At 61.6% G+C, this 13,136-nt stretch carries 13 protein-coding genes; 4 read left to right on the top strand and 9 right to left on the bottom strand.

Translation table 11 applies throughout. The features are described 5' to 3' along the window. Positions 1-96 precede the first annotated feature (96 nt). Both ACS4RR_RS06690 and ACS4RR_RS06695 read left to right on the top strand, forming a co-directional pair. Positions 97-2,412 carry a methyl-accepting chemotaxis protein gene (locus ACS4RR_RS06690; RefSeq protein ID WP_260109382.1) on the top strand — a complete coding sequence of 772 codons (2,316 nt, stop codon included), beginning with the start codon at positions 97-99 and terminating at the stop codon, positions 2,410-2,412. 125 nt (positions 2,413-2,537) lie between these two features. Further along, entirely contained in the window at positions 2,538-3,539 is a 1,002-nt protein-coding gene (locus tag ACS4RR_RS06695; protein ID WP_260109381.1) for an LLM class flavin-dependent oxidoreductase, read from the top strand. Positions 3,540-3,642: 103 nt separating this feature from the next. Here ACS4RR_RS06695 and ACS4RR_RS06700 read toward each other — a convergent pair whose 3' ends face one another. Continuing rightward, positions 3,643-4,389 carry a YebC/PmpR family DNA-binding transcriptional regulator gene (locus tag ACS4RR_RS06700; RefSeq protein ID WP_017968114.1) on the bottom strand — a complete coding sequence of 249 codons (747 nt, stop codon included), beginning with the start codon at positions 4,387-4,389 and terminating at the stop codon, positions 3,643-3,645. 116 nt (positions 4,390-4,505) lie between these two features. Then, on the bottom strand, positions 4,506-4,940 hold the full coding sequence (locus ACS4RR_RS06705; RefSeq protein WP_456189873.1) for a DUF6636 domain-containing protein: 435 nt from the start codon (positions 4,938-4,940) through the stop codon (positions 4,506-4,508). A 139-nt stretch (positions 4,941-5,079) separates the two neighbouring features. Here ACS4RR_RS06705 and ACS4RR_RS06710 point away from each other — a divergent pair, with 139 nt between their 5' ends. After that, positions 5,080-5,583, top strand: a complete 504-nt coding sequence (locus ACS4RR_RS06710; RefSeq protein WP_017968112.1) for a pyridoxamine 5'-phosphate oxidase family protein — start codon at positions 5,080-5,082, stop codon at positions 5,581-5,583. A gap of 136 nt (positions 5,584-5,719) precedes the next feature. Here ACS4RR_RS06710 and ACS4RR_RS06715 read toward each other — a convergent pair whose 3' ends face one another. From ACS4RR_RS06715 to ACS4RR_RS06745, 7 genes are all read right to left on the bottom strand, one after another. Continuing rightward, positions 5,720-6,565, bottom strand: coding sequence for an MBL fold metallo-hydrolase (locus tag ACS4RR_RS06715; RefSeq protein WP_260109379.1), 846 nt, complete (start codon positions 6,563-6,565; stop codon positions 5,720-5,722). A gap of 163 nt (positions 6,566-6,728) precedes the next feature. Next, on the bottom strand, positions 6,729-7,553 hold the full coding sequence (locus ACS4RR_RS06720; protein WP_011653409.1) for a TIGR00282 family metallophosphoesterase: 825 nt from the start codon (positions 7,551-7,553) through the stop codon (positions 6,729-6,731). Between the two features lie 3 nt (positions 7,554-7,556). Beyond that, positions 7,557-8,144, bottom strand: coding sequence for a 5-formyltetrahydrofolate cyclo-ligase (locus ACS4RR_RS06725; RefSeq protein WP_017968109.1), 588 nt, complete (start codon positions 8,142-8,144; stop codon positions 7,557-7,559). 117 nt (positions 8,145-8,261) lie between these two features. Continuing rightward, complete coding sequence (locus tag ACS4RR_RS06730) at positions 8,262-8,972, bottom strand: hypothetical protein (protein WP_456189874.1); 711 nt, start codon at positions 8,970-8,972, stop codon at positions 8,262-8,264. Positions 8,973-9,032: 60 nt separating this feature from the next. Next, complete coding sequence (locus tag ACS4RR_RS06735; protein ID WP_170277151.1) at positions 9,033-9,950, bottom strand: NAD-dependent epimerase/dehydratase family protein; 918 nt, start codon at positions 9,948-9,950, stop codon at positions 9,033-9,035. Beyond that, positions 9,947-10,771 (bottom strand): glycosyltransferase, encoded by an 825-nt coding sequence (locus tag ACS4RR_RS06740; RefSeq protein WP_260109377.1) that lies wholly within the window; start codon positions 10,769-10,771, stop codon positions 9,947-9,949. The genes ACS4RR_RS06735 and ACS4RR_RS06740 overlap by 4 nt, the downstream gene beginning before the upstream one ends. A gap of 386 nt (positions 10,772-11,157) precedes the next feature. After that, on the bottom strand, positions 11,158-12,378 hold the full coding sequence (locus tag ACS4RR_RS06745; protein WP_260109376.1) for an NAD-dependent epimerase/dehydratase family protein: 1,221 nt from the start codon (positions 12,376-12,378) through the stop codon (positions 11,158-11,160). Positions 12,379-12,497: 119 nt separating this feature from the next. On the opposite strand from ACS4RR_RS06745, the gene ybgC reads away from it, so the two are divergent. Further along, entirely contained in the window at positions 12,498-12,953 is a 456-nt protein-coding gene (gene ybgC / locus ACS4RR_RS06750; RefSeq protein WP_017968104.1) for a tol-pal system-associated acyl-CoA thioesterase, read from the top strand. Positions 12,954-13,136 lie beyond the last annotated feature (183 nt).

Raw genomic sequence — 13,136 nt, forward strand, 5'->3', positions numbered from 1 at the left:
GATTTAAGCCCCCGATGTTCTGTTTATAGGTCAGTTGATCAGGCATGCGCAGCGTGCCCGCGCTTGGCAGGTGCGTTCAGAAGGGGTTCGTCGTACATGGCTCGGAGATTTCAATCCCTGTCCTTCAAGGTCATCGTCACATTCATTCTGCTGACCGTGCTGTCGATCGCGGTCATCGATGTGCTTGCCTATTTCGCCAGCAGCCGCATTTCCGACGAGCAGGCGCTGAAGGCCAAGGAAAGCGTGCTGATCTTTCGCGGCGACATGCTGCAGGACCAACTGACGCAGCTTGAAAACCAGGCCAATTCCATCGCGCGCATCGAGGCGCTGCAGATGTCGATCACCAATCTGAAGAGCGGCTGGAAGACCATCGAGAAGACCGCGGGCGATGCCCGGGCCGAGCTGAAGAAAGTTTTCATAGCAGGCAACCCCAATCCCGCCGACCAGCGGGAGAAGCTGATCAAACCGGAGGGGCCAAGCGGCTTTTACTATTCGAGCCACGAGAAGACGCAGGGCGAAGTCGCCCGCGATCTCGAGGATACCGCCTTCAGCGATCTGCTGATCGTCGACCTCGAGGGTACCGTGCTCTATTCCTATAAGAAGCAAGACGATTTCGCCGAAAATCTGAAGTCGGACGCCTGGAAGGCGACCGGCGCCGGCATTGCTTTCGCCAAGGCGATCGAGAATACCGCCAAGGCGACCGATGACGCCGCGCCGACCGGCTTCTCCGGTCTTCGCGTCGATGCCGGCAGCGGCAAGTCGGCGATCTTCTATGCCGTGCCGATCGTCAAGCTTGGGGCGGCCAAGGGCATCATCCTCTTCAAGGTGCGGGATGAGATCGTCACCGGCATCCTCGCTAAGGGCATCGTCCAGGGCAGCACGGCGCGGGCGGCGATCGTCTCCGGAGATGGCTCCGCCGTTGGGCTCGACGGAAGCGGCAAGCTTGCGACGCTTGAAGCGACGCCCTTCACCTTCATCAAGAGCGCGCTTGCCAGTTCGGCGATGACCGTTGCCGATTTCAGCCGAGCGGATGGTGCGGCTCGCGCCTATGTCCGCGGTATCGACTATCGCGGCGATCGCTTCCTCGTGGTCGAAAGCGTCCTTTTGAGCGAGCTCAATGCTGGCTCGATCGAGATCGCCACGCTGCTGACGATGATCGGCATCGGCGTACTCGTCGTCATGGCGATTGCGACCGGGCTCGTCACCAATTTGCTGTTTTCGCCGCTTGCGCGGCTTGCCGGCGTCACCCGCGATGTCGCCGACGGCAAGCTCGACAGCGAGATCGGCAGCCTGAACCGCAAGGACGAGATCGGCACGATGGCCAACGCGCTCGACCGTTTCCGCCACTCGCTGATCGAAAGCCGCGAGCTCGAAGCCGCTAGCGAAGAGACGCGCCTGCAGGCGGAGCAAGACCGCCAGCAGAATCTGGCCGAGCGCGACGCCGAGGCGAAGACGCTGCAGCAGGTGGTCGAGGCGATTGACGAGGGCCTGCATCATCTGGCGAACGGCGATCTCGCCTATCAGATCGATACCCGCTTCCCGAACGAGCTCGAAAGCCTACGCGTCAATTTCAACGAGGCGCTGGCGACGCTCAGCGAAACCATGACGGCAATCGGCGGTAATTCGATGGCGGTGCGCGCCGGCTCAGAGGAGATGCGCACCGGCGCCGACGAACTTGCCGGGCGCACCGAGCGCCAGGCCGGCTCGATCACCGAGACGGCGAATGCGATCAGTGCCATCACCCAGTCGGTCCGCCGGCAGATCGAGCGGGCCGAACAGGCCGAGCGCATCGCCCGCGACGCCAAGAAGGAGACGACCGGCTCAGGCCAGATCATGCGCGAGACGATCGCGGCGATGGAGGCAATCCAGGCCTCGTCGCGCCAGATCAACACGATCATCTCCGTCATCGACGACATTGCCTTCCAGACCAACCTCCTGGCGCTCAATGCCGGTGTCGAGGCAGCGCGCGCCGGTGAATCCGGCAAGGGCTTCGCGGTCGTCGCCATGGAAGTGCGCGAACTCGCCCAGCGCTCGTCGAGCGCGGCCAAGGAGATCTCCAGCCTGCTGCAGAAATCGACGCATGAGGTCGAAAGCGGCGTTGCGCTTGTGGAAAAAGCGGGCGTTGCGTTGACGGGCATCGGCGCCCATGTCGAGGCGATCAACGGGCAGATCAACGACATCATGGGTGCGACCCGCGAGGAAGCGAATACGCTGCGCGAGATCAATAGCGCCGTCGCCGAACTCGACGCGATGACGCAGCAGAATGCCTCGATGGTCGAGGAGACGACGGCGGCGATCCACCGGCTGGCGACGGAAGCCCTTGAAATGGACCGCCAGCTCGGCAATTTCACGCTGCCGCCCGGCCACCATCAACCGAGCGCCGAGGTGCACGTGCTGCGCCGGCACCGGTGACTCAGCGCTTTCAATATTGCATAGGGGCCGCGCTCGCGCGGCCTTTTTTGTTGCGCGCATGGTTTGGAATGGTGTGGGCGCGAACCTACATAGACGGCATCGTCCAACCGCCCGGCAGGTTTCCCATGGTTCCCTTCTCCATACTCGACCTTTCCCCCGTTGCCGAAGGCAGCACCGTGCGCCAGTCCCTCGATGGCTCGGCGCGGATGGCTGTGAAGGCCGAGGAGTTCGGTTACAAGCGCTTCTGGCTCGCCGAACATCACGGCATGCCGGGGATCGCCAGCGCTGCCACATCAGTCGTCATCGGCCATGTCGGGGCTGCGACAAAGCGCATCCGCATCGGCTCCGGCGGCATCATGCTGCCCAATCATTCGCCGCTCGTCATCGCCGAGCAGTTCGGCACGCTGGAGGCGCTCTTCCCCGGCCGCATCGATCTCGGCCTCGGGCGTGCACCGGGAACGGATATGCGCACGGCACAAGCGCTGCGGCGCAACCTGGAGGCCGGTGCAAACAGTTTCCCCAACGACGTGGTGGAGCTGCAGCAACTCCTCGATACGCCGGTCGAGAACCAGGCGATCCTCGCAGTTCCCGGCAATGGCTCACATATCCCGATCTGGCTGCTCGGCTCCAGTCTCTACAGCGCCCAGCTCGCCGGCATGCTGGGGCTTCCCTATGCCTTCGCCTCGCATTTCGCGCCCGACATGCTGCTCGATGCGATTGCGATCTATCGCGACCGCTTCCAGCCTTCGGCGACGCTCGACAAGCCCCATGTGATGGTCGGCGTGATGGGTGCGGTGGCGGCGACGGACGAGGAGGCACGCTATCATTTCACCTCCGCCCAGCAGCAATTCGTCAATCTGCGCCGCAACGTCCGCGGCCCGTTCCCGCGTCCGGTGGCCGATATGGGGGACTTCTGGTCGCCGATGGAAAAGATGAATGTCGAACACACCCTGCGTTATGCCGTGGTCGGCTCGCAGAAGACGGCGGAGGCGAAACTGACGGAGTTCCTACAGGAAACGCAGGCCGACGAGGTGATCATCTCGATGCCGATCCACGACATCGAGGCGCGGCTGACATCGGTGGAACTATTCGCCGGGCTGGGAAATTTCATGCGAGCCGCCGCTTAGAACAGGATGATTTTAGGCCGGTCGGCCTAAAATCTGAATCCTTTACGGCAAGAGGAAACCCGGCGTTGCATCCGGGTTTTTATTTGACACCTGCCTGGGGAGATCAGGCCGAGAGCTTCGCCAGGACTTCCTCCGAGACTTCGAAGTTGGAATAGACGTTCTGCACGTCGTCATCGTCTTCCAGGCTGTCGATGAGTTTCAGCAGCGACTGGGCTTTTTCCTCGTCTACCGGGACGTTGTTCTGGGCACGCCAGACGGCCTTGACGGTTTCGGCTTCGCCGAGGCTCGATTCCAGCGCTTTCGCCACTTCGCCGAGGGCTTCGAAGGCGCAGGTGATGTAGTGGCCGTCTTCGTCGGTTTCGACGTCGTCGGCGCCGGCTTCGATCGCGGCTTCCATCACCTTGTCGCCATCGCCGACGGAAAGCTTGTAGGTGATTTCGCCGACATGGTCGAAGGAGAAGGAAACCGAGCCGGTTTCGCCAAGAGCGCCGCCAGCCTTGGTGAAGCTCGAGCGCACGTTGGAGGCGGTACGGTTGCGGTTGTCGGTCAGGGCCTCGACGATGATCGCCGTGCCGCCGGGGCCGTAGCCCTCATAGCGGACTTCATCGTAATTCTCGCCGTCGGCGCCGGCTGCCTTCTTGATGGCGCGGTCGATATTGTCCTTCGGCATGGACTGGGCCTTGGCGTTCTGGATCGCCAGCCGAAGGCGGGCGTTCATCGTCGGGTCGGGCAGGCCGGCCTTGGCGGCAACGGTGATTTCGCGCGCAAGCTTGGAGAACATTTTCGACCGCACGGCATCCTGACGGCCTTTGCGGTGCATGATGTTTTTAAACTGTGAATGGCCAGCCATGGCACCCCTGTTCACGTCTCATTGTTCGGAATGGGCCGCCTTATAAGAGCGAAACGGCACCCGTTCAAGGAAAAAGCGGTAGATTTGCCGCATGATGCACGGGTCTGTCGCCTGTCTCAGTCAACCGTCAGCCGCTTGCGGCTAGCGAAGAAACCATGTCCGTCCCGGCGTCGGCAGCGCAACCCTTCCGTGCTGGAGGTGCAGGAATAGGACCCGCCCCTCCAGCTCTCGCCATAGTCGAGCACATGCTCTTCGCTGCAGCAGGCGGCGTCGCCGACCATCTTGAAGATATAGGCCTTGCCGCTCGCCGGCAGGATGAGGCGGACGTAGAGCGGCTCGATGCGATTGCAGGCAAGCTCCGGACCGCCGTCTTCGGGAACATACATTTCGACGCCGCCGTTTGGCGTATAGACACAGCCGATATTTCTTGTGGGCGTGACGAAGACAACCTGACCGTTCCCGTCGGGCTTGAACGTCCTTTCCGCCGCAAGGCCTGTGGGCGCAAAGGCTGCGCAAAAGATCAAAGCCAGAATCGAATGTCCTGTTCCCATTGTGATCGCCTCCCGGTCAGGCGCGCACTATCGCATATTCCCCTGCGCGGAAAAGAGGGCACCGTCCGCTGCTGCCGAACGGAACAAAGGCGATGGGATGACGTTTCAACCGAACTCCATACAACGGAAAGGAACGGTCATGGCAAGTCTCAGCGAGGCGCAGGAACATCCAGCACGTCAGCTCTGGGATCAGGTCAACGATGTTCATGCCGGCATGCTCGGAATTTCCGGACTGGACATGCACATGCAGCCGATGGCACCGCATGCCGATCCTACCACCAACACCATCTGGTTCTACACCAAGACCGATGCCGACATCGTACGCGCCATCAAGCCCGGCAGCCGCGCGCATTTCTGCGTCATCGGCAAGGATCACGACTATCACGCCTGCCTTGCCGGCGTGATCGACGTGCGCCCTGACCCTTCCAAGATCGAGGAATACTGGAGTTCGATCGTCGCGGCCTGGTATGACGGCGGCAAGAAGGACCCCAAGCTTACCATGCTGTCCCTCCATGTCGACGATGCCGAGATCTGGGTTTCCACAGGCAACACGCTGAAATTCGGCTGGGAGATCGCCAAAGCCAATCTCGACGACGACAAGATGCCGGATGTCGGCATCAAGCGCCATCTGCAGTTCGCCTGATGTGCGAGGCTCCTGGATAATTCCTTAATTCGGAATCGATTTGGGGATAGAATTATGCAGCAATTCAAGGTGCTACAGCGTCCTTTGCGCGTCTAAAAAGACGCGCGGCGCTGTAGAAGGAAAACCGCCGGGCCTTTTACTGCACACCCTTCAGCACATAGATCAGCGGTTTTTTCGGCAACGTGCGCATCGAGACGGTGATACTGTCATCGGGCGCATTGACGACGTCGAAATCCTTGCCGAACATCGAGACGAAGGCTTCGACCGGCGGGCCGCGGCGGTGCATCGGCAGGATCAGCGACGAGCGTAGCCGCTTGATGACGCGGCTCATGCTGTCAGCGCCCATGGTCAGGCCACCGTCGACGGGGACCATGACGACGTCGAGGCGGCCGATCTCGGTATAATGGGCATCCGTCAGTTCGTAGTGCAGGTGGCCGAGATGACCGATGCAGAGGCCGGCGATTTCGAAAATGAAGACGGAGTTGCCGTTCTCGTGCGCACCGCCGAAGCCATAGCTGAAGCGGATATCCGTCGTGACGTTGCGGATATAAGCATCGCCGACGACGAGATTAATATTCGCCTTTTCGCCCGGAATATCGCTCCACCCATGCAGCACATGCTTGATGCCGGGATCGGGCGTCAAGGTGAAGTGGGTCGAATGGGCCTTGTTCATGGTCACGACGTCGGGCATCGTCGGCGGCCTGTACCAGCCATTATAATCTGTCGCGATGACGATGCCTGCGGGCGTTTCGATCTCGAAGGTGGAGTGGCCGAGGAAGGTGAGTTTGACGTCCTCGCCCTCGGAGACGGCAGGCATCAGCAGCGGAGCGCCGGAAAAGCTTGCGAAGGTCACCTCGGGGATGGTTTGCGCGATCGCCTGGCACTGGCTGGCCGGTGGCCGCTGCTCTTGTGCCCCGGCAAGATTCGGCGCGGCGAAGGCCGCAAGGCATGCGATAGCGAGGACAAGATATCGCGGCTTCATGCCACACCTCCGGCGCTCTATCACCCTTTGATCGGCGCATAACCCCGAAAATCGATTCCGATTTTCGGGGTTATGCGCGAATGGCGGGAGGATGCGGCATGAGGCCGCAGGGGTCCAGACGGAGGGTGCTCACAATTGCGTGTTGGATGGCGCCCGCAGCCTGCTACCGCCAGAACTCAGGCACCGTCTCCGCCAGCCGCGGTCCGAGCCGGAGCGGCGCGATCTTTTCGGCAAGTCCCGTCGTATCCGAGATCTCCACGCCGACGCCGCAGATCGTCGCGGGGCCGTTCGCGGCCTCCATGCGGCCCTTCGGCATTTTGGAGATGAAGCGGTTGAGCGGCTCCTCCTTGTCCATGCCGAGGGAGGAGTCGTAGTCGCCGCACATGCCGGCATCCGACATATAGGCGGTGCCGCCGTTCAGGATCTGTGCGTCGGCGGTCGGTACATGTGTGTGGGTGCCGACGACGAAACTGGCGCGGCCGTCGACGAAATGGCCGAAGCACTGCTTCTCGCTTGTCGCCTCGGCATGGAAATCGAAGATGATCGCGTCGGCCTGTTCCTTCAGCGGGCAGGCGTCGAGGATGACTTCCGCCGATTTGAAAGGGTCGTCGAGTTCCGGATGCATGAAGACCCGGCCCATGACGTTGGCGACAAGCACCCGCGCGCCGTTCCTGGCGTAGAAAAGGCCGGAGCCGCGGCCAGGCGTGCCTTGCGGATAGTTGGCAGGACGCAGGAACTGATCGTGCCGGCCGGCAAAAGCGACGGCTTCCTTCTGGTCCCAGACGTGATTGCCTGTCGTTACCACATCGGCACCGGCATTGATCGTTTCCAGAAAGATGTCCTCGGTGATACCGAAGCCGCCAGCGGCGTTCTCGCCGTTGACGATGACGAAATCGAGTTTGAGGTCGGAAACCAGGCCGGGAAGACGGTCCCAGACCGCCGTGCGTCCCGTCTTGCCGACCATGTCACCCAGAAAAAGCAGCCGCATTCCCTATCCAATCCAAGAGGCAAAAAAGCGAAGGCCGCTTTCTGTCAGGATGGCATCCAGGCTTATGTCGTGCGGCTCAGCGGGCACATGTGCCACTTCCTGGCAGTCGAATGCAATGCCGATCAGCTTCGGATGCAGGCCTTTTTGCCTTAGCCGGCTGATGGCGCGGTCGTAGTGGCCGGCGCCGTAGCCAATGCGGTGGCCTCTGATATCGAAGGCCGAAAGCGGCACCAGCATGATCTCGGGATCAAGAATGGCGGCATCTGTGCCGGGGCCGACCGTGCCGAAGCCAGTATCGATGAGGGGTGCACCTTCGGCCAGCTCGCGAAAGACGATGGTCTGCCGATCGAGGATCGCCGGCACGCAGAGCCGCGCACCGCGCACGGCAAAGCGCGCCATCAGCGGCCTGAGATCGGCCTCCGAACGGATCGGCAGAAAGCCGGAGATGATCGTACCCAGTGCAAAACCGACGGCCTCGCCGGCATGTTCGGCCATTGCGAGGCTTTTGGAGGCGCGTTTCTCGGCGGGGATAGCGTCGCGGGCGGACAGCCGCTCGTTGCGCAACTGCGCTTTCAATTCTTTCGCGGTCATTGGATCTGCCGGTTCTGAGAGATTTACCCGAGCATAGACGGCGGGATGTCCGATGCAAATGCCGGATGCGACGGTATCACGCGCGTTTCATGCCTCGGCCGCCGACGGCAGCGATCGTCAGACGATGATGCTTGTCGGTATTGTCGCCGCGGCGATGGAGAAGCCTGCCATATCAGGAACGGCATTGGCTCCGGCCTGCCGGTCTTGCAGCCGCAACTCGCGCATCGCCTTTTCGAGCACTTGCTTGAGTTCGCGCACCACCGCCTTGAATTCTTCCATCGTTTCGCGATCATCGGCCGAGATGCCCGAGAATTTCGGGGCATCCTTGGCGACGCTGGCATAGGCGTTACGGGCGTTGGTGGCGGCGTCCGGTTCCTGGGAGCCGGTCTCGCCGGCGGCAGTTTCTCCGGAAGTATCCGTCAGCGCAGCGGCGGCCCCGCTGGTTGCGATTGCCGTCGCATCCGTGGTTGTTGCATCCAGTGGAACAGCCGTTGCCGGGCTGCCGGTCGCGACTGATGATGCGAATTCGGAGGCGGCGGTGCCGACCTTGCGTGCCAGTTCGGCGGCCAGCCGGGCGACCACCTCACGAGCCATGTTGGAGCTGCGCAGTATCTCCAATTGCTGCTTTGCCTCTTCGAGCTTGCGTTGCGCTTTCGTCTTGGCCTCGTCTCCCGAGTTCGCCAAGGTCTGGCGCATCTGCTGCAGCGCCTGGGTGGCGCGCTGCAGCTTCAGCACGCCTTGATCGGTCTCGGTTCCGGCGGCTGAAATGGCTGCCGCCGAAGACGTGCCGCGCAAGATGATGGAGGCAGACGTGGTTGCGATCTGCATGGACAATTCCCCGATCTTTAATTCGGGCCCCCGATTGCAATTCGGGCGCATTCTGCAACGTCAGACTTGCGTGGAACTGTGTCTTGGGGATTCGGGAAGCGCAGCGGCCAGCCGCTGCATCGTCTCCTCGAACAGAGGCACTCCGCCGGGCGCCCAGCCGAGCGCGCGGATTTTCGTAGTGTTCATGGGGTTGAGCGCGGCACTATCGGCAGCGGCCGGCAGCGCGTGCCGACAGCCCGTCTCTCGGCGGATGCGTGAAAGGATATCGCGCGTGTCGACCGACATGTCCGAGACGTTGAAGACCTCGCCGGAGATGCGGGTGCTTTCCGTCTCCAACATCAGCCGTACCGCCCGCCCGAGATCGCGGCCGTGAACCTCGGTTCCCACGCGGCCAACAACCGTGTGGCCGGCGAGGTAGTCGGCGATGAGGCCGTCCCATTTGTTCGGCGAGAGATCGCCATAGACGCCGGTCGGCCTCAGGCTCACGCCGGCAAAACCCGGCGTCGAGAGATGGGCAAGCGCCCGTTCGGCATCGAGCTTGACCTGGCCGTAGAGTGTTTCGGGCTTGGCCAGCATCGTCTCCGTCAGTTCGGTTCCTGGCGGGTGTTCGCCATAGGCGGCGCGGCTGGACAGGAAGACGCAGCGGCGCGTGCCGGCGCGTTTGGCGGCTTCGAAAAGCCGGACGGTGCCGTCGAGGTTCAACCTATGGAAGGTCTTCGGATCATTGCCCTCGCCGCCGCGATATTTGCCCGGGACATGGCTGAAAGCGGCGTGGACGAAGAAATAGGCGTCGTCGAAGACGTCGATCTGATCTTTGTCGGGATCGAGCGAAAGCGCTGCGAACTCGACCGGGCGGGAGAAGAGGCGGGGCAGCGGCGCGCGACGCCCACCGACGATCACCTGATATCCGGCGGCCAGCAGTTCCTCGACCACATACTGGCCGACGAGACCTGTTCCACCCGATACCAGTACTTTCATGCTGCCCCTTCCGGATTGTCCAGCGCCGTCACCTCAGGCACATCGCCGCCATTGTAGAAACGATGCCACAGATCGATCAAGGGTTGTAGCCGCGCTGCTTTGGGATGATCCTTTTCCCACGGTTTTTCGTACTGGTAATGCAGGATCGAAATGCTCTTCCAGTCCCAAAGCTCCGGCATGGTGAACCATACATATTGCAGCATGTTGAAATAAACCGGCAGGCCGTGCCAATGCGGGAAGAACGTCTCCAGAAAGGTCTGATCGGTTCGCCGCCAGAAGGCGTCCAGCCTGTCAAGCCTTTCGAGCATGTGCCGGAATGTGTCATGCGAGGGCGTGGCGACGAAGACGCCGGAATTCATGCGGCGGAAGTCGGCGAGGCTTTCGTAGACATTGGGGGCGGCGGAAAATTCCGGATAGAGGAAGAGGCTGTCGACGTTTTTCAATACGAGAGCGTCGGCGTCGATGAAGACGCAGCGCTGATATTCGACGAGTTGCCAGAGCCTGAGCTTGCAGAAATTGTCGAGCGGCGAATGAAAATCCGGCTTGCGGCCCTTGGTGAAAGGAGCTGTCGAATGGAGCTGACCGCGGGCGTGACGCTCGTTGAAGGCGGCAGAGAGCGGCAGGTGCTCGACCTCGATCAGGCGGCAGTCGAGCGCTTTCAGGGGCGCGAGGGCGCGTGCATCGACGCCGCCGGTGTGGAGAATAACGATGTCGGCCCCAGTGCCGGTTCGGCACAGGGAGCGGGCTAGCGCGGTCGCGCCCATGGCGTAGTCGGCATTGGTGACAAGGGTGACGTAGGCGAAGGCGGACGAGCGGTTCATCGGGTTCCGCTTCCCCGATATATCTTGCTCCGGCGAAGCAGAGACGGCAAGGCGTTGCTACACGTCTCTTCTCCCCGGCGGGGAGAAGGTGCCGGCAGGCGGTTGAGGGGGTGAGCGACGTTAGGAGTGAATGCGCTGAGCGTAAGCGAAGGGCAATGAATGGCGTGCCGTGTGGCCCCCTCATCCGACCCTTCGGGCCACCGACCGGGGTCGAGCCACGGGTCTCGACCCGTCCTTCGGACCCCGCTGGGGAGAAGAGGGAGCAAGCCGCGACCTTCCCGCTTTGGCGAGCTCGAATGAGGTGCCCGCCCGTGATTGAGCTGACGTAATGAGGGTGAGTTTGTGGGTTGGCCGCAGGCTGCCTGGCGCTCGTCATAATGCCGCACTCATGAAACCGACTTCAGCCGCTTGCCTTCCGGATCGTGATTGATTGTCGCGGCGATGTCCTTGGTCCAGGCGGAGACGGCCGGCACGCGTGCGCGGTCGACGCGATAGGCGAATTTCTTGGCGACGTCGACGATTTCGCCGAGCAGGCCTGCTTCGAGCGTGATCGGGTCGAGGCCGAGATCGCGGAATTTTTCGTTCCGGACGATCAGCTCGTTCTCGGCGGCTTCCTTGCGCGGGTTGGGCAGCCAGGCAATTTTGGCGCCGCTTATCCCCGCGATCATCTCGGCAAGGTCGCGCACCCGGTGGGTTTCCGTCATCTGGTTGAAGATCTCGACGCGGGCGCCGCGAGCCGGCGGATTTTTCAGCGCCAGCTCGATGCAGCGCACCGAATCCTGGATATGGATGAAGGCGCGGGTCTGGCCGCCGGTGCCGTGCACCGTCAGCGGATAGCCGATCGCCGCCTGGATGAGGAAGCGGTTCAGCACCGTGCCATAATCGCCGTCGTAGTCGAAACGGTTGATCAGCTGCGTGTGGCGGCGCGTCTGCTCGGTATGCGTGCCCCAGACGATGCCCTGGTGCAGATCGGTGATCCTGAGACCATCATTCCTCGCGTAGAACTGGAAGAGAAGCTGATCCAGGCATTTGGTCATATGGTAGATCGAGCCGGGATTGGAGGGGTAGAGGATCTCCTGGTTGACCGTCTCGCCGCCTGCGGTTTCGATGCCGACCGGCAGGTAACCCTCTGGGATCGCCGCGCCGACCGTCGAATAGCCGTAGACGCCCATAGTGCCGAGATGGATGAGATGGGTATCGAGATTGAGCTCCGTCAACGCGTTCAGCAGGTTGTGCGTGGCGCTGACATTGTTGTTGACCGTGTAGTTTTTGTGGCGGTCGCTCTTCATCGAATAGGGCGCGGCCCGCTGTTCGGCGAAATGGATGACGGCATCCGGGCGATGTTCGGAAAGCCAGTTCTTCAGGAGTTCGTAATCCTTGGCGAGATCGATCAGGTTGAAGTGGATGCGGCGTCCGGTTTCGGCATGCCAGATGCGGGTTCGCTCCTGGATCGAATCCATCGGCGTCAGCGACTGCACGCCGAGTTCGGTGTCGATCCAGCGGCGCGAGAGATTGTCGAGGATATGGACGTCGTGACCGGCATCGGAGAGATGCAGCGATGTTGGCCAACCGATGAAACCGTCTCCGCCCATAACCGCAATCTTCATCGCATCGTCTCCTGATTGGTCGCTCGTTGTCGGGAATAGTTAGGAATTGTGACAGTTATTCAATGCTTGCCTGTCTGGAAGCGTTGCGCCAAAGAGGGCACCTCAGTTTGGAGAAAATTATGACGGAACGCCCTTTTTCCATTTCGGGAGAGCTGACGGAGGCCGGACACCGCCTCGTCCAGCGGGTCTATTATGAAGATACGGACTTCTCAGGCCTGGTCTATCACGCCCGCTACCTGCATTTCCTGGAGCGCGGCCGCACCGATTATCTGCGCTGCCTCGGCGTCGAGCAGCGCGAGCTCGTCACCGCCGACGAGGAGGGCCTCGTCTTCGTCGTCCACCGCATGGAGATCGACTTCAAGAGCCCGGCGCGCATGGACGATGTCCTGACGATCCTGACGCATACGGAAAAAGCCGGCGGCGCCAAGATGGTGCTCAATCAGCAGATCCGCTCGGGCGAGACGCTGCTGATCGCCGCCAGGGTGATCATCGCCGTCATCAACGCTCGAGGGCGGCCGAGGCGGTTGCCGGAAACACTGGCAGCGAAATTCCTGGAAGGCAGCACGCCGCTATAGTCCGAATTGCCGAAAAATCGGACCTTGTCAAAACTTGAACTTTATGTGAAGGAATTCCCGCGCCGCAGGATGAGCGCTCTTTCGGCAGCCGGACTTTGCTCCGGTCAAGTAATCCATGGAACGAAATCTTCCAAATACAGGCTTACTGTCACAGTCCGGCACTAACGATCTATTAACCATAAT

Origin of the sequence: Rhizobium zaerense (genome assembly GCF_051810725.1) — a bacterium.
Taxonomy (GTDB): Bacteria; Pseudomonadota; Alphaproteobacteria; order Rhizobiales; family Rhizobiaceae; genus Rhizobium; species Rhizobium leguminosarum_I.

Excerpts from the sequence above, each read along its gene's own strand:
- ACS4RR_RS06690 (WP_260109382.1), top strand. The coding sequence starts at position 97 with ATGGCTCGGAGATTTCAATCCCTGTCCTTCAAGGTCATCGTCACATTC.
- ACS4RR_RS06695 (WP_260109381.1), top strand. The coding sequence starts at position 2,538 with ATGGTTCCCTTCTCCATACTCGACCTTTCCCCCGTTGCCGAAGGCAGC.
- ACS4RR_RS06700 (WP_017968114.1), bottom strand. The coding sequence starts at position 4,389 with ATGGCTGGCCATTCACAGTTTAAAAACATCATGCACCGCAAAGGCCGT.
- ACS4RR_RS06705 (WP_456189873.1), bottom strand. The coding sequence starts at position 4,940 with ATGGGAACAGGACATTCGATTCTGGCTTTGATCTTTTGCGCAGCCTTT.
- ACS4RR_RS06710 (WP_017968112.1), top strand. The coding sequence starts at position 5,080 with ATGGCAAGTCTCAGCGAGGCGCAGGAACATCCAGCACGTCAGCTCTGG.
- ACS4RR_RS06715 (WP_260109379.1), bottom strand. The coding sequence starts at position 6,565 with ATGAAGCCGCGATATCTTGTCCTCGCTATCGCATGCCTTGCGGCCTTC.
- ACS4RR_RS06720 (WP_011653409.1), bottom strand. The coding sequence starts at position 7,553 with ATGCGGCTGCTTTTTCTGGGTGACATGGTCGGCAAGACGGGACGCACG.
- ACS4RR_RS06725 (WP_017968109.1), bottom strand. The coding sequence starts at position 8,144 with ATGACCGCGAAAGAATTGAAAGCGCAGTTGCGCAACGAGCGGCTGTCC.
- ACS4RR_RS06730 (WP_456189874.1), bottom strand. The coding sequence starts at position 8,972 with ATGCAGATCGCAACCACGTCTGCCTCCATCATCTTGCGCGGCACGTCT.
- ACS4RR_RS06735 (WP_170277151.1), bottom strand. The coding sequence starts at position 9,950 with ATGAAAGTACTGGTATCGGGTGGAACAGGTCTCGTCGGCCAGTATGTG.
- ACS4RR_RS06740 (WP_260109377.1), bottom strand. The coding sequence starts at position 10,771 with ATGAACCGCTCGTCCGCCTTCGCCTACGTCACCCTTGTCACCAATGCC.
- ACS4RR_RS06745 (WP_260109376.1), bottom strand. The coding sequence starts at position 12,378 with ATGAAGATTGCGGTTATGGGCGGAGACGGTTTCATCGGTTGGCCAACA.
- ybgC (WP_017968104.1), top strand. The coding sequence starts at position 12,498 with ATGACGGAACGCCCTTTTTCCATTTCGGGAGAGCTGACGGAGGCCGGA.